This window comes from Pseudomonas moraviensis subsp. stanleyae, assembly GCF_036283065.1.
GTDB classification, from domain to species: Bacteria; Pseudomonadota; Gammaproteobacteria; order Pseudomonadales; family Pseudomonadaceae; genus Aquipseudomonas; species Aquipseudomonas stanleyae.
Map to the genome: position 1 here is coordinate 100,902 of NZ_JAADJI010000010.1, position 22,299 is coordinate 123,200.

The following is a 22,299-nucleotide window of genomic DNA, read 5'->3' on the forward strand; positions in this document are numbered from 1 at the left end:
CCCGATCCTTGAGGACCGCCATGTTCAGCCGTGATTTGACTATTGCCAAGTACGACGCCGACCTTTTTGCCGCCATGGAGCAAGAAGCTCAGCGTCAGGAAGAACACATTGAGCTGATCGCTTCGGAAAACTACACCAGCCCAGCGGTGATGGAAGCTCAAGGCTCGGTCCTGACCAACAAGTACGCCGAAGGCTATCCGGGCAAGCGCTATTACGGTGGTTGCGAATACGTTGACGTGGTTGAGCAATTGGCAATCGACCGCGCCAAGGAACTGTTCGGCGCCGATTACGCCAACGTTCAACCGCACGCCGGTTCCCAAGCCAACGCCGCGGTTTACCTGGCTCTGCTGCAAGGTGGCGACACCATTCTGGGCATGAGCCTGGCCCACGGCGGTCACCTGACCCACGGCGCCAGCGTTTCCTCCTCGGGCAAGCTGTACAACGCCGTTCAATACGGTATCGATGCCAATGGCCTGATCGACTACGACGAAGTCGAGCGCCTGGCAGTCGAGCACAAACCGAAAATGATCGTTGCCGGTTTCTCTGCCTACTCGCAGATTCTCGATTTCCCGCGCTTCCGCGAAATCGCTGACAAGGTCGGCGCCTACCTGTTCGTCGACATGGCTCACGTCGCCGGTCTGGTTGCCGCCGGTGTCTACCCGAACCCGGTGCCGTTCGCCGACGTCGTGACCACCACCACGCACAAGACCCTGCGCGGTCCACGTGGCGGTCTGATCCTGGCCAAAGCGAATGCCGAGATCGAGAAGAAGCTCAACTCCGCTGTATTCCCGGGCGCCCAGGGTGGCCCGCTGGAGCACGTGATCGCCGCCAAGGCGATCTGCTTCAAGGAAGCGCTGCAGCCTGAGTTCAAGGCTTACCAGCAACAAGTGGTGAAAAACGCTCAGGCCATGGCCGAAGTGTTCATCGAGCGCGGTTTCGACGTGGTGTCCGGCGGTACCAAGAACCACCTGTTCCTGCTGTCGCTGATCAAGCAGGACATCTCCGGTAAAGACGCCGACGCCGCGCTGGGCAAAGCGTTCATCACCGTGAACAAGAACTCCGTACCTAACGACCCACGCTCGCCGTTCGTCACCTCCGGCCTGCGCTTCGGTACCCCGGCTGTGACCACCCGCGGCTTCAAAGAGGCCGAGTGCAAAGAGCTGGCCGGCTGGATCTGCGACATCCTGGCTGACCTGAACAACGAAGCGGTGATCGACGCCGTTCGTGAGAAAGTCAAAGCCATCTGCAAGAAGCTGCCGGTGTACGGCGCTTGATGCCTCGTTAACCCACAATAAAAAACCGGCCACTATGGCCGGTTTTTTATTGCCATGAATTCAATAACAAAATACCACCCGAAGAAAACTGCAATCTGCTAGTCCCGTCCAGCAGGATCTTTCATCCCTATTCAAACCAAACTCTTGCAACACACATGCAAACCGCCATAAATGGAAACCGCTTAGTCTGAAACCTGACTTGATAAAAGGGTTTCATCATGACGAGCAATATCGAAAAATCTTTCATCGCAACACTGAGAATGTTTGACCATAAAGTCGGCTTTCTTGAACAGCTGTACGGCAAACCGGCGATGGCTACCATCAGTCTTTTCAGTGGCGGCTTCTATACCGGACGCCCGCAGACACGCGATCAATCGCACCTGCTAGGCATCCGGATCAACGAGCAGAGCGGCAGGATAAAACCGTTGAAGCTGCACTTCGGCCATACCCCTGACGGTTACATCCTCACCGTGAAAAACCCGGGCAACTATTTCAATCAGGTAATCAGCAATCACTGGCTGGACACAGTCGAGGCGGTTAAGCCAGATACTGACAACCCGAGCAAGTTTATGCTCGTCGACCACAGCGGCAGCGCTATTACCTTGGACAACTTACCGGGCGTGCACACACCTGTTTCTCTCAAACTGAAAAATCATGACTATTTGGGCGGCATAAAAATCAGAAGTTTGCCTTATATCTACCTGGGCAAAACCGAAGAACGTTCAAAGATCACTTTTATCCTGAGCGTCGTCAAAACACATTGCCAGACATGAAACCGTGACTGACGCCCGGCCCGGAAAAAAAGGCGGCGTTGCCGATTTTCTCTCAAATGCTCAAGACCGGGCCATCCAGACAACTGGTAAGACCGGTCATGCCAATTTTGTAATTTTCCCTTGCGATCCGCGAAAATCCGCGCCTAGACTGCGCCTGCACTGGACATACCGGTAAGACCACAATAATTAAGTCCTGAATCCGACGCGCCACGCGTGCGGCAGCCAGGACACCGACCCAGGATTCCTCACATGCTCAGATGGTGCTCGCGTTCAATCTTCCTCCAAGTGGTTCTCGGACTGATGCTCGGCATCATCTGCGGGCTGACCCTTCCTGAATACTCCGCCCAGCTCAAACCGCTCGGCGATGGCTTCATCAAACTGATCAAGATGCTCATCGGCCTGATCGTGTTCTGCGTGGTGGTCAGCGGCATCAGCGGCGCCGGCGATTTGAAGAAGGTCGGACGTATCGGCCTCAAATCGGTGATCTACTTTGAAGTGCTGACCACCATCGCCCTGGTGATCGGCCTGGTGTTCGCCTTCAGCACCGGCATCGGCAGCGGTGCGAATATTCATCTGGAGCAGCTCTCCAGCGCCGACATGGGCGACCTCGCCGAGCGCGGTCAGCACATGCACACCACCACCCAATTCCTGATGGACCTGATCCCGACCTCGGTGATCGGCGCCTTCGCTGACAACAACATCTTGCAGGTGCTGCTGTTCTCGGTGCTGTTCGGCAGTGCGCTGAATCTGGTCGGCGAAGCGGCTTCCGGGATCTCGCGGCTGATCAACGAACTGAGCCATGTGATCTTCCGCATCATGGGCATGATCGTGCGTCTGGCACCGATCGGCGTGTTCGGCGCCATCGCCTTCACCACCAGCAAATACGGCCTCGACTCGCTGCAACACCTGGGCAGTCTGGTGGGTTTGTTCTACCTGACCTGCGTCGCCTTCGTCGCGCTGATTCTCGGGCTGGTGATGCGTGTTTCCGGCCTGCGCATGTGGCCACTGCTCAAATATCTGCGCGAAGAATTGTTGATCGTCATGGGCACCGCCTCTTCCGACGCCGTGCTGCCGCAGATCATGCGCAAGCTCGAACACCTCGGTATCGGCAGCTCCACCGTCGGTCTGGTGATTCCGACCGGATACTCGTTCAACCTCGACGGCTTTTCCATCTACCTGACCCTGGCCATCGTGTTCATCGCCAACGCCACCGGCACGCCACTGGCGATGACTGATTTGCTGACGATCCTTTTGGTGTCGCTAATCACTTCCAAGGGCGCCCACGGCATTCCCGGTTCGGCACTGGTGATTCTCGCGGCGACGCTGACGGCGATCCCGGCGATTCCCGTGGTTGGTCTGGTGCTGGTCTTGGCGGTGGACTGGTTCATGGGCATCGGCCGCGCGCTGACCAATCTGATCGGCAACTGCGTCGCCACCGTAGCCATCGCCCGCTGGGAAAAGGACATCGACGTGCAGCGCGCGAACAAGGTGCTCAACGGCGAACAGGGCTATAACTTTCAACCGCGAAAAACCGTCGCTCAGGCGGCGGCCAAAGAATTTTGAATGAGTGCCGTGCCTGCCAATGCGCAGGCACGGCGCAGGGAGCCAATACGTGATTACAACTTCAACCGTCGTCAACTCAGTGGTGGAAAAACTCCGCGCCGCGTTGGCCCGTGGCCAGTGGCGCTCCGGCGACATGCTGCCGGGCCAGCGCGAGCTGGCCGAACAATTGGGCATCAGCCGGCCGAGCCTGCGCGAAGCGGTGATTGTTCTTGAGACCCTCGGCCTGGTGCGCTCAATGCCAGGCAAAGGCGTGGTCGTGCTCGATGCGCAACTCAGCGACAGCCAGAGCCACGACAGCGCGGTGGCCGGCGCCAGTCTCGAAGACGTGCTGCAACTGCGCTACACCCTCGAACCGTTCATCGTCGGGCTGGTCGCGCAATCGATCAGCAGCAAGGAAGTCGGCCAGTTGCGCCTGACCCTGATGGACATGCGCGAAGCCCTCGAGGCCGGCGACAGCGAAGCCGGGGTCAGCGCCTACATTGCCTTCCACGAAGAACTGTTCACCCTGACCTCGAACCCGATTTTCCAGAGCGTGGTGCAGCAGACCAGCAATGCCCTCAAGCAAAGCGCCGAAGTGTTGCGCAACTCACCGGAACACCTGGCCGAACGTCTGCAAGAAAACGAAGCCGTGGTCCGCGCGATCCGCAGCAAGAACAGCGCCCAGGCCAGCGCCGAAATGCGTCGGCACATTCTGCGTGAAGGCCAGCGCATGGGCGTTGAGCTGAACATCCCGGATGACAATCTGCCCACCTGATTTGCCAGGAGAACGGCCATGAACAGTTTTGCTTCATCCTTGCACGAGCAGTCGCCCGCCCTGACCTTTTCTCGCCTGTGCACGCCGGTCGAGGATCTGTATCCGCGACTGTTCGAGGCGATTCTCGAGCAGCGTATCGATGAAGACAGTCGGTTCACCGAGGACAGTCTGAAGGCGATGTTCAGCGCCAGCCGCGCCGATGTGCGGCGGGTATTGACGCAGTTGTCCCATGAACAGATCGTGGTGTTGCGCGCCAATCATCGGCCGCGAGTGGCCACGCCTGATCAGGAGCTGATCCGGCAGACCTTGCATGCGCGGCGGCTGGCTGAAAGCACGTTGGTGCGGTTGGCCTGTCAGCATCCGGGTGAAGATGAATTGAAATGCTTGCGCATTTTGACCGAGCGCGAGAAGCGTGCCGTCGGGCAGGAGCGGCGCGGGGCGGCGATTCGCTTGTCGGGGGAGTTTCATTTGCAGTTGGCGCGGATGGCGGGAAATCTGCCATTGGCGCATTTTCTGCGCAGTCTGGTGCCGTTGACGTCGCTGGCGATTGCGCGGAGTCGGTGCCCGACGCGCAGTTGTTGCGCGTGGCAGGAGCATTTGGCGTTGGTTGAGGCTGTAGAGCGAGGTGATGCTGCAAAGGCAGGGATGCTGATGAATCGGCATCTGGATCATCTTGAGCAGGCCTTGCTGGGGTCAACCTTTGAGCATTGTGTTGTCGGTTGAATCGCCTTCGCGAGCAGGCTCGCTCCCACAGTAGAACGCATTCTGTCAGGAGGAATGCAATCCACTGGGGGAGCGAGCCTCCTCGCTAAGAGGCCCTTTGAGCTGGTGAAATATCAGGCTTGTTGCGCCGCTACCCGCGCAAACCCCGCCCGAATCTTCTCTTCCGGCAAATCATCGGCAATAAACACGATCACACTTTCCCGCGCCTCGCCCTCGGCCCATTCGCTGTCCCAGTCGAAACCATAAAGCTTCAACACCCCCTGAAACACCAGCCGTCGATCTTCCCCGGCGATATTCAGCACGCCTTTGTAGCGCAGCAATTGCTTGCCGTGTTCCTCCAGCAGTTCGTTCATGAACTCGCTGAGCTGATCGATATCCAGCGCCTGATCGGTGCGCAGCACCAGGCTGGAGATGCGATCGATCGAAGGTGCCTTGCTCACGGGACGCAGGCTCAAACCGCCGCCCAGATCAGCATTGAGGTTGAAACCACGCACATCCAGCAATTCAGCCAGATTGATATTGCCATGCTCGACCACGCGGATCGGCGCGCGGCGGTTGATTCGCGTAAGGCGCTCGCTCAGCGCAGTGAACGTCGGTTCATCGACCAGATCGGTCTTGCTCACCAGCAAGCGATCGGCGAAACCGATCTGCGCCTGGGCGATGGTCTGGGTCAGGTGCACATCGGCGTGAGCGGCGTCGACCAGGGTGATGATGCCGTCGAGCAGATAACGCTCGCGCAGTTCTTCATCAATGAAAAATGTCTGCGCTACCGGCGCCGGATCGGCCAGACCGGTGCATTCGATCACCAGACGGTCGAAAGCGATCTCGCCGCTGTCCAGGCGCTCGAGCAGCAAGTACAGCGCCTTGGTCAGGTCGGTGTGAATGGTGCAGCAGACGCAGCCGTTGGCCAGGGTCATGACCTGCACCGGCTCGTCACCCAGCAACTGCGTATCGATGCCGACATCGCTGAATTCGTTCTCGATCACGGCGATTTTCAGACCGTGCTCGGCTTTCAATAAATGACGCAGCAAGGTGGTCTTGCCGGCGCCGAGGAAACCGCTGAGGACCGTTACCGGAATGGGAGAAGACAAAACCCGATCTCCTTAAAGAAATACAAAAACAAATGTGGGAGCGAGCCTGCTCGCGAAAGCGGTGTGTCAGTCAAATCATTCATCAACTGACACTCCGTATTCGCGAGCAGGCTCGCTCCCACAGGGGGATTACCTCAACCGCAGGCTGTCAGCTCAACAGCACTTCGGCCCACCCTTGCCACCGTAACGGGCTTCCTGACGTTCGCGAAAGAACATCTCATAGCTCATCACCGGTTTGTCCGGGTGTTTGGTTTGCATATGCTCGACGTAGGTGTCGTAGTCGGGCATGCCGACCATCAGGCGCGCGGCCTGCCCGAGGTATTTACCGAGGCGACTCAGGTCATTGAACATGCTGCAATCCTCTGGTTACGCATCCGGCAGGGCCTGGAATGGCGATTCTTTATCCGTACGCTCTTTTTTGCCCCAGGCGGCGATGCCGACCTTGAGCGCGTAGAACAGGATGCTGAAGACCACGAACAGGAACAGCACGGTAAGTGTGGCGTTGGTGTAGGCGTTGAAGATCACGTGCTGCATCTGCTCGACGCTTTTCGCCGGAGCCAGCACCTGACCGTTGGCCAGCGCATCGCTGTATTTCTTGGCCAGCGACAGGAAGCCGATCGCCGGGTTGGCGTCGAACAGCTTGATGAAGCCAGCCGTGGTGGTGCAGATCAACAGCCAGGTGGCCGGCAGCAGGGTGACCCAGATGTAGCGCTGGCGCTTCATCTTGATCAGGACCACGGTGCCGAGCATGAGCGCGATACCGGCGAGCATCTGGTTGGAGATGCCGAACAGTGGCCACAGGGTGTTGATGCCGCCCAGTGGATCGATCACGCCCTGATACAGCAACCAGCCCCACATCGCCACACAACCGGCGGTGGCGATCAGGTTGGCGCCCCACGATTCAGTGCGTTTCAGCGCCGGTACGAAGGAGCCGAGCAGGTCCTGCAGCATGAAACGCCCGGCACGGGTACCGGCGTCCACAGCAGTGAGGATGAACAGCGCTTCGAACAGGATCGCGAAGTGGTACCAGAACGCCATGGTGTTTTCACCCGGCAGGACACTGTGCAGGATCTGCGCGATACCGACCGCCAGGGTCGGCGCACCACCGGCGCGAGCCAGAATAGTGGTTTCGCCGATGTCATGGGCAACCGCTTGCAGCGCCTCCGGCGTAATCGCGAAGCCCCAACTGGTGACCATTTGTGCTACTGACGCGGCATCACTGCCGACCACGGCGGCCGGGCTGTTCATGGCGAAGTACACGCCCGGCTCGATCACCGAAGCGGCAACCATGGCCATGATCGCTACGAACGATTCCATCAGCATGCCGCCGTAACCGATGTAGCGGGCGTTGGTTTCGTTATCCAGCAGCTTCGGCGTGGTGCCCGAAGAAATCAGTGCGTGGAAACCCGATACCGCGCCGCAGGCGATGGTGATGAACAGGAACGGGAACAGACCGCCCTTCCACACCGGCCCGGTGCCGTCGACGAACTGGGTCAGCGCCGGCATTTTCAGCTCGGGCATGGTGATCAGGATGCCGATCGCCAGGGCGACGATGGTGCCGATCTTGAGGAAGGTCGACAGATAGTCGCGCGGTGCCAGGATCAGCCACACCGGCAGCGACGCAGCGACAAAACCGTAACCGACGAGCATCCAGGTAATCTGCACACCGGTGAAGGTGAAGGCTTTGGCCCATACCGGGTCGGCAGCAATCTGCCCGCCCAGCCAGATCGAACCGAGCAGCAGCAACACGCCGACCACGGAGATTTCGCCGATGCGGCCCGGGCGGATGTAGCGCATGTAGATGCCCATGAACATCGCGATCGGGATGGTCGCCATCACGGTAAAGATGCCCCACGGGCTCTCAGCCAGGGCCTTGACCACGATCAGCGCCAGCACCGCGAGGATGATGATCATGATCAGGAAGCAGCCGAACAGCGCGATCGTGCCGGGAATCCGGCCCATTTCTTCACGCACCATGTCGCCCAGGGAACGGCCGTTGCGGCGGGTCGACATGAACAGGACCATGAAGTCCTGCACCGCGCCCGCCAGTACCACACCGGCAATCAGCCAGAGTGTGCCGGGCAGATACCCCATCTGCGCCGCCAGCACCGGACCGACCAGTGGCCCCGCGCCAGCGATGGCCGCGAAGTGGTGACCGAAAAGAATGTGTTTGTTGGTCGGCACATAGTCCAGACCGTCGTTGTTGAGCACGGCGGGGGTAGCCCGACGCGGATCCAGTTGCATCACGTTGTTGGCGATGAACAGACTGTAGTAACGGTACGCAACCAGATAAATGGCCACGGCAGCGACCACAATCCACAAGGCGTTGATCGCCTCGCCGCGGCGCAATGCCACTACGCCCAGGGCGCACGCTCCTACGATTGCCAGCACAAGCCAGGGTAAGTGGCGCAGCAGGCTATTATTATTTTTCATTTTTTTATTCCAGCCAGGGTGGACAAGAAAGACAGCCACCCGGAGTTTAGCGCTTACGGCGCCAAAGGCCATACCCCGACATAGGTCTAGACGCTTGAGCGATTGGCTGGCGCCCGCATTCGCGGTCTATAGTCAGCGAACCTTCATGAGGATTGCGCCATGAGCGAGCACCCCGCCAATCGACGTCGCTTCAAACGTATTGCGTTCGATGCCAGAACCGAGCTGAAACAGGGCGAGTACATCTGGCCGGTCAAGCTGATCGACCTGTCGCTCAAGGGCCTGCTGATCGAGCGACCGGAGCCGTGGCTCGGGGATAAAGAGCAGGATTTTTTCGTCGACATCCATTTGAGCAAAGACGTCGATATCGAGATGAAAGTGCACCTGGCCCACGAGGAAAACGGCCATTTGGGGTTCATCTGTCGGCATATCGGCCTGGAATCGATCCAACGCCTGCGCCGGCTGATCGAGTTGAATCTGGCGGATGAGGCCGAATTGGAGCGCGAGTTGGGTGCGTTGATCGAAATATAGCCATCACTACAAATCCCCTGTGGGAGCGAGCCTGCTCGCGAAGACGATGTGTCATTCGGCAATGATGTCGCCTGACACGCCCCTTCGCGAGCAGGCTCGCTCCCACAGGTTCGCATTTCATTCAAACAATGCGTCGAGGGCTTGTTCGAGGCGAGTGACCGCAATGATCTGCAACCCCGCCGGCGCTTCCTTCGGTGCGTTGCCCTTGGGCACGATCGCGCGTTTGAAGCCGTGCTTGGCCGCTTCTTTCAGCCGCTCCTGCCCGCTCGGCACCGGGCGCACTTCGCCGGACAGGCCGACCTCGCCGAATACCAGCAGATCATGGGGCAGCGGCCGGTTGCGCAAACTCGACATCACCGCCGCCATCAACGCCAGATCCGACGCTGTCTCCAGCACCTTTACACCACCGACCACGTTGAGGAACACGTCCTGATCGTGGGTCGGAATGCCGCCATGACGATGCAACACCGCGAGCAACATCGCCAGACGATTCTGATCCAGGCCCAGGGTCACCCGACGCGGGTTGGCCAGATGACTGTCATCGACCAGCGCCTGCACTTCCACCAACATCGGCCGGGTGCCTTCCCATGTCGCCATGACCACACTGCCTGGGACCTCTTCCTGGGCGCGGGTGAGAAAAATCGCCGAAGGATTGGAGACTTCTTTCAGGCCCTTGTCGGTCATGCCGAACACGCCCAATTCGTTGACCGCACCGAAACGGTTTTTCACCGCACGCAGCAAACGCAGACGACCGTCGGATTCGCCTTCGAAATACAGCACGGTATCGACCATGTGCTCCAGCACTCGCGGACCGGCCAGCGCGCCTTCCTTGGTGACGTGGCCAACGAGGAAAATCGCCGTGCCGCTCTGCTTGGCGTAACGCACCAGCAGCGCCGCACTCTCACGCACCTGGGATACGCCGCCCGGCGCCGATTGCAGTTGTTCGGTGAAAATGGTCTGGATCGAGTCGATCACCATCACCTTGGGCTTTTCCTGGCGGGCGGTGGCGATAATGGTTTCGATGCAGGTCTCGGTCATCACCCGCAGTTGATCCTGTGGCAGGCCGAGACGGCGTGCACGCATGGCCACTTGCTGCTGGGATTCCTCACCGGTGACGTACAGCGCCGGCATGCTCTTGGCCAGGTTGCACAGGGTTTGCAAAAGGATAGTCGACTTGCCGATCCCCGGATCACCGCCAATCAGTACCACCGAACCGTCCACCAGGCCACCGCCGAGCACGCGATCAAGCTCGCCGGACGCGGTGGAAAAACGTGGAATTTCTTCGATGCTGACTTCGGCCAACGTCTTGATCTGGGCCTGTTGCCCGGCCCAGCCGGTACGTCCGGTGGGTGCCGTGGCGCCGCCGCTTTCGATCATGGTTTCGGTCAGGGTGTTCCAGGCACCGCACTCACCGCACTGCCCGGCCCACTTGGGAAAGGTTGCGCCGCACTCGGTGCAGCCGTACATGCGCTTGGCCTTGGCCATCAGAACCCCCGGAACAAAAGACGCGATGATAACGCAGCCACAGTCGATCAGCGCGGCGCAGCGGTGCGGATTTCGCCGCTGGCCAGACGTGCGGCGCTATTGCCCAGCGGATCCTCGGCATTGAGGTCGGCGCCCTTGGCCTGCAAGGCGTCGAGCAATTCCAGGCGTTTGAACAGCCCGGCGTACATCGCTGCGGTCTGCCCGGCGCCGTTACGTTGGTCGGGGCTGCAATCAGTGGCCATCAGGCGTCGGGCAATCTGCAGCTCGCCTTTGAATATCGCGCCCATCAGCGCCGTGTTACCGCGTTGATCCTGCGCACAGGCATCGGCCCCGGCAGCGAGCAGGTGCTCAACCGCCGGCGCCTGACCGTGGTAAGCCGCCAGAATCAGCGCGGTGTAGCCTTTGCTGTCGCGGGTATCGAGGGAATAACCGGATTCGATAAACGTCTCGAGCATCGGCACATCGCCGCGGCGCGCGGCATCGAAATAGTAATCCTGCAACTGTGCCTTGATCGCCTCAGGGCTTTGCTCGACCGGTGCTGCCCACGCGGTGAACGACAGGCTCGCGGCCAGGCATAAAAGAAAATTACGCATAGTGCTTTCTCCTTGAACACACGCGAGGCCGGACTGGCCCTCGCGTGCGCCGCATGGCTATCAGTCGGTCAGTCTGGCCGCCAGTGCTTTCACGCGGCCGAGGTCACCCTTGGCAACTTCGGTCACACCGCTGCCGTACTCAGGGTCGGCCTTGTACAGGAAGGACAGGATGATGTGTTTGCTCTCGTCATCGGTGGTGGCCAGCGAGCCGCCAAAACTTTCGATCAGGTCGCGGCGTTCCTGCTTGCTGTACGAGCGATACAGATCACCGGCCTGCTTGAAGTTCTGTTCACGCTGGATCTTCGCCTGCTGGGTGCTGCCCGCCAGCGCCGACTGGCTGTAGCGTGCAGCTGGCGTCTCTTCACGCGGTTGCAGGCGGCTCGGCTGGTAGTTGACCCCGGACTGGCTGGCACCGAAGTTCATCGCACCATCCTGATTGCCATTGTTCACCGCGGTTTTCGGCGCGTTGATCGGCAATTGCAAAGCGTTGGCGCCGAGGCGATACATCTGCGTATCGGCATAAGAGAACACCCGGCCCTGCAACAAGCGATCTTCCGAAGGCTCGATACCCGGAACTACGTTGGCCGGCGCCATCGCAACTTGTTCGGTTTCCTGAAATACATTGGCTGGATTACGGTTCAAGACCATTTGTCCAACTTTGCGCTCGGGAATACCCGGCCAGATCTTGGTTGCATCCAGTGGATCGAAATCAAACTTGGACAAATCTTGTGGCTTGAGAACTTGCACGTACAAGTCCCACTTCGGGAAGTTGCCTTTGTTGATATTGCTGACCAAGTCATTGGTCATATGGCTGTAATCCTGCCCCTGAACTTTTGCAACCTGCTTTGGCCGCAGGTTATTAATGCCCTGCAAGCTCTTCCAATGAAATTTCACATAGTGAACTTCATTTTTTGCATTGATCAGCTTATAGGCATGAACACCATTGCCGTCCATCTCCCGATAACTGGCTGGAGTGCCGTAGTTGGAATACAACTCGGTCAGCGTGCGGGTGGCTTCCGGTACGTGAGAGAAGAAATCGAAACGACGCGAATCGTCGTCGAGATTTGTGCGCGGATCGGGCTTGAAGGCATGGACCATGTCCGGGAATTTGATCGCGTCGCGGATGAAAAAGGTCGGGAAGTTGTTGCCGACCAGATCCCAGTTACCGTCAGCGGTGTAGAACTTGGTGGCGAAGCCGCGCGGGTCGCGCAGGGTTTCCGGGGAATGGTTGCCGTGCACCACCGCCGAGAAACGCACGAATACCGGCGTGCTCTGGCCGGCGGCAAAGACCTTGGCCTTGCTCAGGTCGCTGAGGTCATTGGTCACGGTGAAGGTGCCATGGGCGCCAGTGCCGCGTGCATGCACCACGCGCTCGGGGATGCGTTCACGATCGAAGCGCTGCAGCTTCTGGATCAACTGCACATCCTGCAGTAGCACCGGGCCGTTGGCGCCGGCAGTCTGCGAGTTCTGATTGTCACCGACCGCAGCGCCGTTATCGCGGGTCAGCGGAGCGGCGTTGACCGAAAAGGTCAGCAGGCTGGCGGTCAATACACCGAAGGTGCGGCGATGGGGAAAAGCCCCCAGTCCAGGAGTGGATGTCATATCAGGTTCCTCTGGTTTTATTGGGCGCATCCAGGTGCGCCACACCAAGGCTAGAGGCCTGTGCCGCGGAACATAAATAGAAAGAACGTAACACCATGATTGAAGAAATTGGCTGTGCAATCAGCGCGTTAGCGCGTATTTCGCGCGCGATTGCTGGCATTTTGCAAACTAATCGTCAATTGATGTGTCGATAAAAACGGGCATTGTAAGAAGGTGTTACGCGCAGGAGGCGTTTTGCTGATTTACACTGCCACCACCAAACTCATCTGTAACAAGGAAATAACTATGGGCGTGCTTAGCGAGTTCAAGGCCTTCGCGGTCAAAGGCAATGTGGTCGATATGGCCGTCGGTATCATCATTGGCGCGGCGTTCGGCAAGATCGTTTCGTCGTTTGTCGGCGACGTAATCATGCCGCCGATTGGCCTGTTGATCGGTGGGGTGGACTTCAGTGATCTGGCCGTCACACTCAAGGCCGCCCAGGGCGATGCGCCCGCTGTGGTGCTGGCTTACGGCAAATTCCTGCAGACGGTGCTTGATTTCGTGATCGTCGCGTTCGCCATCTTCATGGGCGTCAAGGCCATCAATCGCCTCAAGCGCGAAGAAGCCGTGGCCCCAACCGCGCCGCCGATCCCGAGCAAGGAAGAGCAACTGCTGGGCGAAATTCGCGACCTGCTCAAGGCGCAGAACGAGCGGCCCTGAGGCATCGGTACTCCTTGAAACGGCACCCGCGGGGTGCCGTTTTCGTTACCAGTAATTCTCTACCGCAACCTGCCCCGGCTTGCGCGTCAGGCTCAGGCGCATGTCGCGCTGCTTGAGCAATGCGCGGGTGTCATCGATCATCTGCGGATTGCCGCACAGCATCACCCGCGAATGCTCAGGCGAGAGCGCAACGCCCGCCGCTCGCTCCAGTTCGCCATTTTCGATCAGCGTGGTAATCCGGCCCTGCAACGCGCCGGAATGTGCTTCGCGGGTCACCGTCGGAATGAATTGCAGCTTGTGGACGTGTTCGCTCAGATAGTCACGTTGCGCCAACCCGGCGATCAACTGCTGATAAGCCAGCTCCCGCGCTTCGCGCACGCTGTAAACCAGAATGATGCGCTCGAATCTCTCCCAGACCTCGAAGTCCTGCAGAATCGACAGAAACGGCGCCACCCCGGTGCCGGTAGACAATAACCACAGGTCTCGGCCATCGACAAAGCGATCCAGCGTCAGATAGCCGAACGCCTGGCGCTCTACCATCAAGCTGTCGCCGACCTGGAGACGGCTCAGCTCACTGGTGAATTCGCCGCCCGGCACGACAATGGAAAAGAACTCGAGAAACTCGTCGAACGGCGATGACACCATCGAATAAGCGCGCCACACCGTGCTGCCATCGGCCTTGGTCACGCCCAGACGGGCGAACTGGCCGGCACGGAAGCGAAAGCCGGGATCGCGGCTGGTGCGCAGCGTAAACAGGTTCGGCGTCAACGGTTGCACATCGAGCAAGGTCTGGGTGGTGTACTTCTCGGCACTGGCAGTCATGAGGCACTCCTTGAAACGATTGCCGACAGTGTCCCGCAAAATCGTGTTGCCAAACACTCGTGATTGGTAATGGTATTAACGGAATCTACGTTGTGCATTCGATATGTTGTCAAGGTTGGATTTAGAGTAATAACTTAAGATGGCAATCAAAATATAACGGCTTGTATTGCTAAGAACGCTTTATGAAAAACCCCCAAGTATCAATCTCGAAATAATGTAAGGCGATTCGCAGGAAAGATCCTACACTTCGACTCGTGCCGGATCTTTTGGATCCATCAGGCGCCCCGCTATCAGGATATAGAGGCAAAAGCTCATGGAAACGTGGAAGGAATCACAACTCAAACAACTGACATTCGCCAAGGGAATAGAGGCGGCTTATCCGATATTGCTGAGATTCGCCGAAAACCTGGGATTTAACTTTTGCGCCATCGCGGTCACCTCACCCAATCGCGAAGTTCATCTGAACGCATTGCAAATCAATAACTACCCGAAAGAATGGAACGTTCAGTACAACAACGAGAACTACCGGAATATCGATCCGGTAATAGCGCATTGCAATCATTCTATATTGCCAATCGTCTGGGAAGAAAGAGTTTTCACTGATGCGCCCGAGTTGTGGCAGGCGTTGAAAAACAACGGACTGCAGCATGGCTGGTCGCAAGCGTTTCATGACGAAGCCAGCGGTTTGTGCAGCATCATCAGCCTGGCCCGGACCCACTGCCCGATCAGCCCGCTCGAACTTTATGAGCATTACGGTTATCTGTTCTTCGCCAACCGACACTTCAGCGAATTGTATGCGCGCGCCGTTCCCATACAGACCAAGCCCAGCAGGCCCAGGCTATCGTCCCGGGAGCTGGAAATCATGAAACTGTCCGCCATGGGCAAGACCGCTCACGATATTTCGCGAATCCTCAGCCTGAGCGAACGCACCGTTAACTATCACGTGCAAAACGTCATCGAAAAATTCAACGTCTGCAACAAGATTTCCGCGGTGATTGCGGCCGCCCGGGCCGGAATCATCTGACAGCTGAACGTTATCGCGCGGTAATCCTGCAAGTATTTGCGCGCAAAAAAACGTACCATTCAGGCCTTTCCGAGTGATGACGCATACCGCTTGCATCGCAGTCCACTCGGTCGGATCCCGTCGCACGACAAGCAGGCCACGGGATATCTGCCGAATATCCTGAGTCCCCGCCCCATGCCTTTGCTCGAAACGCCTTTCGCCCAACTCGACCTGATCCGCCAGCCTGAACAGCAGAATGAACCGCTGCAAGCATTCGACGCGGCAGACGAATACCTGCTCAATCATCTCGCCAGCGAACAACTGGCGAGCAGCACCCGCGTGCTGGTGCTCAATGACAGCTTTGGTGCCTTGGCGATCAGTCTGCTGGGCAAGGTCGAAGTCAGCAGCAGCGGCGACTCGTTCCTGGCTTTCGTCGGGCTGGAAAAAAACCTGCTGCGCAACGGCCAGGCGTTCGATGCAATCCGTCCGATTCCGGCCAGTGAGCCCTTGGTCGGGCCCTTTGATCGAGTGCTGATCCGCGTTCCCAAGACGCTGGCGCTACTGGAGGAGCAGTTGATCCGCCTGCAAGGGCAACTTGCTCCCGGCGCCCAGGTGATCGCCGCCGCCATGGTCAAGCATCTGCCGCGCGCTGCCGGTGATCTGCTCGAACGCTATATCGGCCCTGTGCAGGCGTCGCTGGCCGTCAAGAAAGCCCGACTGCTGATCGCTACGCCTGAAAGCAAAGTGCCCGCGACATCGCCCTACCCGACTCGTTATCGCCTCGACGAACCGGCGATCGAGCTGCTCAACCACGCCAACGTATTCTGCCGCGAAGGTCTCGACATCGGCACTCGCGCTTTTCTGCCGCATCTGCCGAAAAACCTTGGCAGCGCCCGAGTTGCCGATCTCGGTTGTGGCAACGGTGTGCTGGCAATTGCCAACGCGTTGCAAAACCCGGATGCGCATTACACGCTGGTCGATGAATCGTTCATGGCGGTGCAATCGGCGGCCGAGAACTGGCGCGCGGCATTGGCCGATCGCGAAGTCATCGTGCGCGCTGGCGATGGTCTGGCCGGGCAGGCGCCGCAGTCGCTGGACGTAGTGCTGTGCAATCCACCGTTCCATCAGCAGCAGGTAGTCGGCGATTTCCTCGCCTGGCGCATGTTCCAGCAGGCGCGCGAGGCACTGGTGGTCGGCGGTGCGCTCTACATCGTCGGCAACCGCCACCTGGGCTATCACAGCAAACTGGCGCGCCTGTTCCGCGGTGTCGAGCAAGTGGCGGCCACGCCGAAATTCGTCATCCTCAAGGCGCGCAAATAAATTCCGGGGAAAAAAACCCTCCGTGAGGAGGGTTGCAACCCGTACCCGAAGGCGCCGGGGCGGGATGTTTCAGTGGGTGGTCAAACCTGCGGCATTCATGAACATGCGCATCAGGCTGGCGGCGATGAACAACACGCCGACACTGCCGACCCAGATCAAGGCCAACCAGCCGAGCCGCTGCCACAGCGGTTTTTTTTCGGCTTCTTCAATGTCGTGCAGGGAATGTTTGCCGGTCATTTTTTCAAACCTCTTCAAAATTGATGGCGCCGCTGGCGACGCCATCGCGGGCAAGCCCGCTCCCACAGGGTTTCGCTTAGTGGTAACCATCTTCATGGGTGACCTTGCCGCGGAACACGTAGTAGCTCCAGAAGGTGTAGCCCAGGATGAACGGGATGATGAACAGTGTGCCCACCAGCATGAAGCCTTGACTTTGCGGCGGCGCGGCGGCGTCCCAGATCGAGATCGACGGCGGCACGATGTTCGGCCACAGGCTGATGCCCAGGCCGCTGTAGCCGAGGAAGATCAGCACCAGGGTCAGCAGGAACGGCGTGTAGTTGGCATTGCGTGCCACCGCACGGATCAAGCCATACAAGGTGACCAGCACCAGAATCGGCACCGGCATGAACCACAACAGATTGGGCATGCTGAACCAGCGCGAGGCAATTTCCGGGTGGGACAACGGCGTCCAGATACTGACAATGCCGATCACCGCCAACAGCACAAACGCCAGCGGCCGCGCCAGATCATGCATCTGTTCCTGCAACTTGCCTTCGGTCTTCATGATCAGCCAGGTACAGCCGAGCAAGGCATAGGCCACCACCAGCGCCGCGCCGCAGAACAGCGTGAACGGCGTCAGCCAGTCCAGAGAACCACCGGCGAACTGGCGGTTGACCACCGGCAAACCATCGATGAACGCGCCCAGCGCCACGCCCTGAAAGAACGTCGCGGCGATCGAACCACCAATGAAGGCCTTGTCCCACAGGTGACGTTTTTCATCCTTGGCCTTGAAGCGGAACTCGAAAGCCACGCCACGAAAGATCAGGCCCATCAGCATGAAAATCAGCGGCAGGTACAGCGCCGACAAAACCACCGAATACGCCAGAGGAAACGCACCGAACAACGCTGCGCCACCCAGCACCAACCAGGTTTCGTTGCCGTCCCAGACTGGCGCAACCGTGTTCATCATCACGTCGCGGTCGGTCTTGCCGGGCACGAACGGAAAAAGGATGCCGATGCCCAGATCGAAACCGTCCATGACCACGTACATCATGATGCCGAAGATGATGATCACGGCCCAGATCAGCGGAAGATCAATACCCATGAGTCAAATCTCCTTGGTCAAGCGAGTGTTGTCTTCGTGCTCGCCCTCGGCCGGATCGTCGGCTGCGGACAACGGACGCGCCGGGGTGCGTTTCTTGCCTGGACCACCGTCCGGCGTTTCGCTGCCTTCGCTGATCTTCGGCCCTTTGCGCACCAGACGCATCATGTAGCCGAGACCTGCGCCGAACAGCGCGAAATAGATCACGACGAACATGACCAGGGTGATGCTCATTTGCATGAAACTGTGGTTGGACGAAGCGTCTGCAGTGCGCATCAAGCCGTACACGACCCATGGCTGACGGCCGATTTCCGTGGTGAACCAGCCGGCAAGAATCGCGATCAGGCCGGACGGCCCCATCCACAGTGCCAGATGCAGGAACGGCCGCGAGGTGTACAGCGAGTCACGCTTGCGCAGCCACAGACTCCACAGACCGGTGAAGATCATCAGGAAACCGAGGCCGACCATGATGCGGAACGACCAGAACACGATGGTCGAATTCGGCCGGTCTTCCGGCGGGAATTCCTTCAGTGCCGGCACTTGCTTGTCCAGCGAGTGCGTGAGGATCAGGCTGCCGAGATACGGAATCTCCACGGCAAATTTGGTGCGCTCTTCTTTCATGTCCGGCCAGCCGAACAGGATCAGCGGCGTCGCTTCGTCACCATGGTTTTCCCAGTGGCCTTCGATCGCAGCGATTTTTGCCGGCTGATGCTTGAGCGTGTTGAGACCGTGGAAGTCGCCGATCACTGCCTGGATCGGCGCGACGATCAGCGCCATCCACATCGCCATTGACAGCATGGTGCGGATCGCCGGGTTGTCCCTGCCGCGCAGCAAATGCCAGGCTGCCGAAGAGCCCACGAAGAATGCCGTCGCGACGAACGCGGCGGTGGCCATGTGCATCAGGCGATAAGGGAATGACGGGTTGAAGACAATCGCCAGCCAATCGGTCGGAATCACCTGACCGTTGACGATTTCAAAGCCCTGCGGGGTCTGCATCCAGCTGTTGGAGGCGAGAATCCAGAAGGTCGAAATCAGCGTGCCGACTGCCACCATCACCGTCGAAAAGAAGTGCAGACCGCGTCCGACCTTGTTCCAGCCAAACAGCATCACGCCAAGGAAACCGGCCTCGAGAAAGAACGCTGTGAGCACTTCATAGGTCAGCAACGGCCCGGTGACGGCACCGGCGAAATCAGAGAATCGACTCCAGTTGGTGCCGAACTGATAGGCCATGACCAGACCGGAAACCACGCCCATACCGAAGTTGACGGCGAAGATCTTCGACCAGAAATGGTAGAGGTCACGGTAGGTATCGTTGCGGGTTTTCAGCCACAGGCCTTCGAGCACCGCCAGGTAACTCGCCAGGCCAATGGTGATGGCCGGGAACAGGATGTGGAACGAGATGGTGAACGCGAACTGAATTCGGGCGAGATCGAGAGCCTCTAAACCGAACATATGGCTTCCTCTGTCAGGTAGTACGGGTAGCGGACCCGGAGGCCTGCACCACTGCCCCCACGGATATGGAGTGCGGCGAATTCGGATTCGTTCTTTTTTTACAACCATCGCAACGCAGGGAGTCTGGCCAACTGGCCGTCAGATCAGTACCGGGCGGGGTCTTGATCTGGATCAAGCAACGTTGAAAGAGTAGTCCCATTTTTGCTAATGAACCGCGTGGTGGTTTGCCGCGTGACAAGTTGTCTCATTGCTCAAGAACTCTGACAGCCGCTGCGCTTGATCGTTGCTGCGCAAATAACCGTTGCCTGGCCAGACGATTTTCCTCTCGTAGCAACTTCCTGTTACAGACTGGTGATAATCTCGCCGTTCACTCGTCCAAGACCTGCCTTCAGATGCCCACTCAAGAGCCCCTGCTGTTACGTCACCATCGTCCGTTCATGGCCTTTTGGCTGGCGCGGATTTTCACCGCCAGTGGTTTCCAGATGCTCACCGTGGCGATTGGCTGGAATCTCTATCAACTGACCGGCAACGTGCTGGATCTGGGTCTGGTCGGTCTGGTCGAGTTTGCCCCGCGGGTGCTGTTCATGCTGCACACCGGGCACGTCGCTGATCGCTATGACCGGCGCAAGGTCGCCGCGCTGTGCCAGTCGTTGCAGGCACTGATTGCCTTGGCGCTGGCCATCGGCAGTGCCAGCGACAATGTCACTCGCGAGATGATTTTCATCCTCGCCTTTCTCCTGGGCGCTGCGCGCTCGTTCGAGATGCCAACGACTCAGGCGCTGCTGCCGAGCATCGTCCCCAGTGCGCTTTTCCCCCGTGCGGTTGCCGCCGCGCAATCGGCGCAACAGTCAGCAACCATCGTCGCCCCGGCTCTCGGCGGCTTGCTCTATGCATTTGGCAGCGTCTGGGTTTACGGCCCGACCGTACTTCTGTATGTGATCGCCTGCACGCTGATGCTCAATCTGCCGGCACGCCAGACGCCGCTGAACAAAGGCAAAGCCACGCTGGATTCGTTGCTGGCGGGAATCCGTTTCATCCGCAGCCGCCCGGACATCCTCGGCGCGATCTCGCTGGACCTGTTTGCCGTGCTGCTCGGCGGCGCCACGGCGTTGCTGCCGGTATTCGCCAAGGACATTCTGCTGACTGGCCCGTGGGGCCTTGGCCTGCTGCGCTCGGCGCCGGCAGTGGGCGCGTTGCTGATGTCATTGTTCCTCGCGCGATTTGCCGTGGAACGCAATGTCGGTCGGGTGATGTTCACCGCCGTCGGCATCTTCGGCGTCGCCACCATCGCCTTCGGCCTGTCGACCTCGTTCTGGTTCTCGCTGGCGGTGCTGGTGGTGCTCGGCGCAGCGGACATGATCAGCATGGTCATCCGCGCCTCGTTCGTACAACTGGAAACCCCGGACGAAATGCGCGGCCGGGTCAGCGCGGTCAACGGCCTGTTCATCGGCGCTTCTAACCAACTGGGCGAATTCGAATCCGGCCTCACCGCCCACTGGTTCGGCACCGTGCCGGCGGTGGTCATGGGCGGAATCGGCACGCTGGTGGTGACCGGGACGTGGATCAAGCTGTTCCCGACATTGGCGAACCGGGACCGGATGCATGTGCCGGTGGAGGAGAAGGTCTGAGTTTTCTGGAAAAACTCACCTGCCAGGCACATATCAAGCGACAACGTGCGGTACATAGTTACCGCACTGGGTGTAATGTATCGCCTTACACTCGCCGCCATGATCAAATCCTTTCAGCACAAAGGCCTTCGTGGCTTCTATGAAACAGGTACGACTCGTGGAATTCGTGCCGACCATGCAAAACGGCTGTCGCGCATGTTGCAGTTCATGGATCGAGCGACGCTTCCCGGGGACTTGGACTTGCCCGGCTGGCGCCTGCATCCTTTGAAAGGTGAGCTGAGCGAATATTGGTCGCTCAGCGTTTCAGGCAACTGGCGAGTGATCTTTCGTTTTGTCGGTTCGGATATCGAATTGGTCGATTATCTGGACTACCACTGACAGGAGGCAGGCTCATGCCCATGCACAACCCGCCACACCCCGGTGAAACCCTGCTGCTGGATGTCTTGCCCGAGCTTGGCATCAGCGTGAGCGAATTGGCCCGGCACCTTGGCTTTGCACGCCCGCACCTTTCGCGCGTACTGCACGGACACGCGCCAATCAGCCCGGATCTGGCAGTACGACTTGAGCGTGCAGGGATTGGCAAGGCGCGCGTGTGGCTAGGTGTTCAAACCGACTACGACCTTTGGCAAGCGGAGCACCGTGAGCAACCAATGATAGAACCCCTTGCAGCCCACGGCTGACCCTTCAGGCCATCAACTCCCCCGCCACCCTCGCCCGCAACGCCTTGCCACTGAGCTGCTCGACCAGGGTCAAGGCAAATTCCAGCGCCGCGCTCGAGCCTTGGGCGGTGATGCAGTTGCCGTCGACCACCACCGGTTGATCAACAAACGTACAGCCCGACAGCTGATGACTGGCGCCGGGCAGGCACGTCATGCGTCGCTGGCGCAGCACGCCTGACGCTTGCAGCGCGACGGCCGGGGCTTCGCCGATGGCGGCGAACAGTCGGCCGGCGCTGGCTTGGTCCTTGAGCAATTGCTGTAAGGGCTGATGCGCCGCCAGATGTTGCGAACCGACGGCGCCGCCCGGCAGGACAATCAGGTCGAAGCTCTGCGCGAGCACATCGACCAGCATGCCGTCGGCGGTGAGGCGGGTGCCGCGCGCGCAGGTCAGCATGCGCCGGCCTTCAATACTGGCGGCAACCACTTCGATGCCGGCGCGGCGCAGCACGTCGATCAGGGTCACGGTTTGCAAATCGTCGATGCCCTCGGCGAGGGCAATCAGGGCTCTGGAAGTCATGG

Annotated in this window: 23 protein-coding genes; 12 read left to right on the plus strand and 11 right to left on the minus strand. The window is 59.1% G+C overall.

Translation table 11 applies throughout. The features are described from left to right. Positions 1 to 20 precede the first annotated feature (20 nt). From glyA to GXB78_RS19015, 5 genes are all read left to right on the plus strand, one after another. On the plus strand, positions 21 to 1,274 hold the full coding sequence (gene glyA, locus GXB78_RS18995) for a serine hydroxymethyltransferase (protein WP_329516567.1): 1,254 nt from the start codon (positions 21 to 23) through the stop codon (positions 1,272 to 1,274). A gap of 218 nt (positions 1,275 to 1,492) precedes the next feature. Beyond that, a complete protein-coding gene (locus tag GXB78_RS19000) occupies positions 1,493 to 2,047 on the plus strand; it encodes a hypothetical protein (protein ID WP_329516568.1) in 555 nt (184 codons plus the stop codon). A gap of 249 nt (positions 2,048 to 2,296) precedes the next feature. After that, entirely contained in the window at positions 2,297 to 3,610 is a 1,314-nt protein-coding gene (locus GXB78_RS19005; protein ID WP_329516569.1) for a C4-dicarboxylate transporter DctA, read from the plus strand. Between the two features lie 49 nt (positions 3,611 to 3,659). Further along, complete coding sequence (locus GXB78_RS19010; RefSeq protein WP_329516570.1) at positions 3,660 to 4,364, plus strand: FadR/GntR family transcriptional regulator; 705 nt, start codon at positions 3,660 to 3,662, stop codon at positions 4,362 to 4,364. Between the two features lie 18 nt (positions 4,365 to 4,382). Continuing rightward, the gene (locus GXB78_RS19015) at positions 4,383 to 5,087 is read left to right on the plus strand and encodes a GntR family transcriptional regulator (protein ID WP_329516571.1); all 705 of its coding nucleotides are present in this window, start codon (positions 4,383 to 4,385) and stop codon (positions 5,085 to 5,087) included. A gap of 113 nt (positions 5,088 to 5,200) precedes the next feature. Here the strand turns inward: GXB78_RS19015 and yjiA are convergent, their stop codons facing one another. The 3 genes from yjiA to GXB78_RS19030 form a co-directional block, all read right to left on the minus strand. Then, positions 5,201 to 6,178 carry a GTPase gene (gene yjiA, locus GXB78_RS19020; RefSeq protein WP_329516572.1) on the minus strand — a complete coding sequence of 326 codons (978 nt, stop codon included), beginning with the start codon at positions 6,176 to 6,178 and terminating at the stop codon, positions 5,201 to 5,203. A 153-nt stretch (positions 6,179 to 6,331) separates the two neighbouring features. Then, the gene (locus GXB78_RS19025) at positions 6,332 to 6,529 is read right to left on the minus strand and encodes a YbdD/YjiX family protein (protein ID WP_003228401.1); all 198 of its coding nucleotides are present in this window, start codon (positions 6,527 to 6,529) and stop codon (positions 6,332 to 6,334) included. Positions 6,530 to 6,544: 15 nt separating this feature from the next. Then, on the minus strand, positions 6,545 to 8,611 hold the full coding sequence (locus GXB78_RS19030; protein WP_329516573.1) for a carbon starvation CstA family protein: 2,067 nt from the start codon (positions 8,609 to 8,611) through the stop codon (positions 6,545 to 6,547). Positions 8,612 to 8,770: 159 nt separating this feature from the next. Between GXB78_RS19030 and GXB78_RS19035 the strand changes: the two genes are divergently transcribed. Continuing rightward, on the plus strand, positions 8,771 to 9,139 hold the full coding sequence (locus GXB78_RS19035) for a PilZ domain-containing protein (protein ID WP_329516574.1): 369 nt from the start codon (positions 8,771 to 8,773) through the stop codon (positions 9,137 to 9,139). 117 nt (positions 9,140 to 9,256) lie between these two features. On the opposite strand, the gene radA is transcribed toward GXB78_RS19035, so the two are convergent. From radA to katB, 3 genes are read right to left on the minus strand one after another with little or no spacing between them, the layout of a single operon-like run. Further along, a complete protein-coding gene (gene radA / locus GXB78_RS19040; RefSeq protein WP_003228407.1) occupies positions 9,257 to 10,624 on the minus strand; it encodes a DNA repair protein RadA in 1,368 nt (455 codons plus the stop codon). A gap of 47 nt (positions 10,625 to 10,671) precedes the next feature. Further along, positions 10,672 to 11,217: an ankyrin repeat domain-containing protein gene (locus GXB78_RS19045; RefSeq protein ID WP_329516575.1), complete on the minus strand. Its 546-nt coding sequence runs from the start codon at positions 11,215 to 11,217 to the stop codon at positions 10,672 to 10,674. A 60-nt stretch (positions 11,218 to 11,277) separates the two neighbouring features. After that, positions 11,278 to 12,819, minus strand: a complete 1,542-nt coding sequence (gene katB, locus GXB78_RS19050) for a catalase KatB (protein ID WP_329516576.1) — start codon at positions 12,817 to 12,819, stop codon at positions 11,278 to 11,280. 285 nt (positions 12,820 to 13,104) lie between these two features. Between katB and mscL the strand changes: the two genes are divergently transcribed. Further along, positions 13,105 to 13,518 (plus strand): large-conductance mechanosensitive channel protein MscL, encoded by a 414-nt coding sequence (gene mscL / locus GXB78_RS19055; RefSeq protein ID WP_024014404.1) that lies wholly within the window; start codon positions 13,105 to 13,107, stop codon positions 13,516 to 13,518. Between the two features lie 45 nt (positions 13,519 to 13,563). Here the strand turns inward: mscL and GXB78_RS19060 are convergent, their stop codons facing one another. Next, complete coding sequence (locus GXB78_RS19060; protein WP_329516577.1) at positions 13,564 to 14,340, minus strand: ferredoxin--NADP reductase; 777 nt, start codon at positions 14,338 to 14,340, stop codon at positions 13,564 to 13,566. Positions 14,341 to 14,653: 313 nt separating this feature from the next. Between GXB78_RS19060 and GXB78_RS19065 the strand changes: the two genes are divergently transcribed. Beyond that, positions 14,654 to 15,364: an autoinducer binding domain-containing protein gene (locus GXB78_RS19065; RefSeq protein ID WP_329516578.1), complete on the plus strand. Its 711-nt coding sequence runs from the start codon at positions 14,654 to 14,656 to the stop codon at positions 15,362 to 15,364. A 174-nt stretch (positions 15,365 to 15,538) separates the two neighbouring features. Then, positions 15,539 to 16,663, plus strand: a complete 1,125-nt coding sequence (locus GXB78_RS19070; protein ID WP_329516579.1) for a class I SAM-dependent methyltransferase — start codon at positions 15,539 to 15,541, stop codon at positions 16,661 to 16,663. Between the two features lie 69 nt (positions 16,664 to 16,732). On the opposite strand, the gene GXB78_RS19075 is transcribed toward GXB78_RS19070, so the two are convergent. The 3 genes from GXB78_RS19075 to GXB78_RS19085 form a co-directional block, all read right to left on the minus strand. Continuing rightward, entirely contained in the window at positions 16,733 to 16,900 is a 168-nt protein-coding gene (locus tag GXB78_RS19075; protein WP_016773090.1) for a DUF2474 domain-containing protein, read from the minus strand. Between the two features lie 76 nt (positions 16,901 to 16,976). Beyond that, positions 16,977 to 17,984, minus strand: coding sequence for a cytochrome d ubiquinol oxidase subunit II (gene cydB / locus GXB78_RS19080; RefSeq protein ID WP_042610525.1), 1,008 nt, complete (start codon positions 17,982 to 17,984; stop codon positions 16,977 to 16,979). A 3-nt stretch (positions 17,985 to 17,987) separates the two neighbouring features. Then, positions 17,988 to 19,433: a cytochrome ubiquinol oxidase subunit I gene (locus GXB78_RS19085; RefSeq protein ID WP_329516580.1), complete on the minus strand. Its 1,446-nt coding sequence runs from the start codon at positions 19,431 to 19,433 to the stop codon at positions 17,988 to 17,990. A gap of 392 nt (positions 19,434 to 19,825) precedes the next feature. On the opposite strand from GXB78_RS19085, the gene GXB78_RS19090 reads away from it, so the two are divergent. The 3 genes from GXB78_RS19090 to GXB78_RS19100 all read left to right on the plus strand — a co-directional run bounded on the left by GXB78_RS19090 (position 19,826) and on the right by GXB78_RS19100 (position 21,741). Next, positions 19,826 to 21,061 (plus strand): MFS transporter, encoded by a 1,236-nt coding sequence (locus tag GXB78_RS19090; protein ID WP_329516581.1) that lies wholly within the window; start codon positions 19,826 to 19,828, stop codon positions 21,059 to 21,061. A 99-nt stretch (positions 21,062 to 21,160) separates the two neighbouring features. Beyond that, positions 21,161 to 21,439 carry a type II toxin-antitoxin system RelE/ParE family toxin gene (locus GXB78_RS19095; protein ID WP_038861219.1) on the plus strand — a complete coding sequence of 93 codons (279 nt, stop codon included), beginning with the start codon at positions 21,161 to 21,163 and terminating at the stop codon, positions 21,437 to 21,439. A 14-nt stretch (positions 21,440 to 21,453) separates the two neighbouring features. Continuing rightward, entirely contained in the window at positions 21,454 to 21,741 is a 288-nt protein-coding gene (locus tag GXB78_RS19100) for a HigA family addiction module antitoxin (RefSeq protein WP_016773085.1), read from the plus strand. A 4-nt stretch (positions 21,742 to 21,745) separates the two neighbouring features. Here the strand turns inward: GXB78_RS19100 and GXB78_RS19105 are convergent, their stop codons facing one another. Then, entirely contained in the window at positions 21,746 to 22,297 is a 552-nt protein-coding gene (locus GXB78_RS19105; protein WP_329516582.1) for a DJ-1 family glyoxalase III, read from the minus strand. Positions 22,298 to 22,299: the final 2 nt, after the last annotated feature.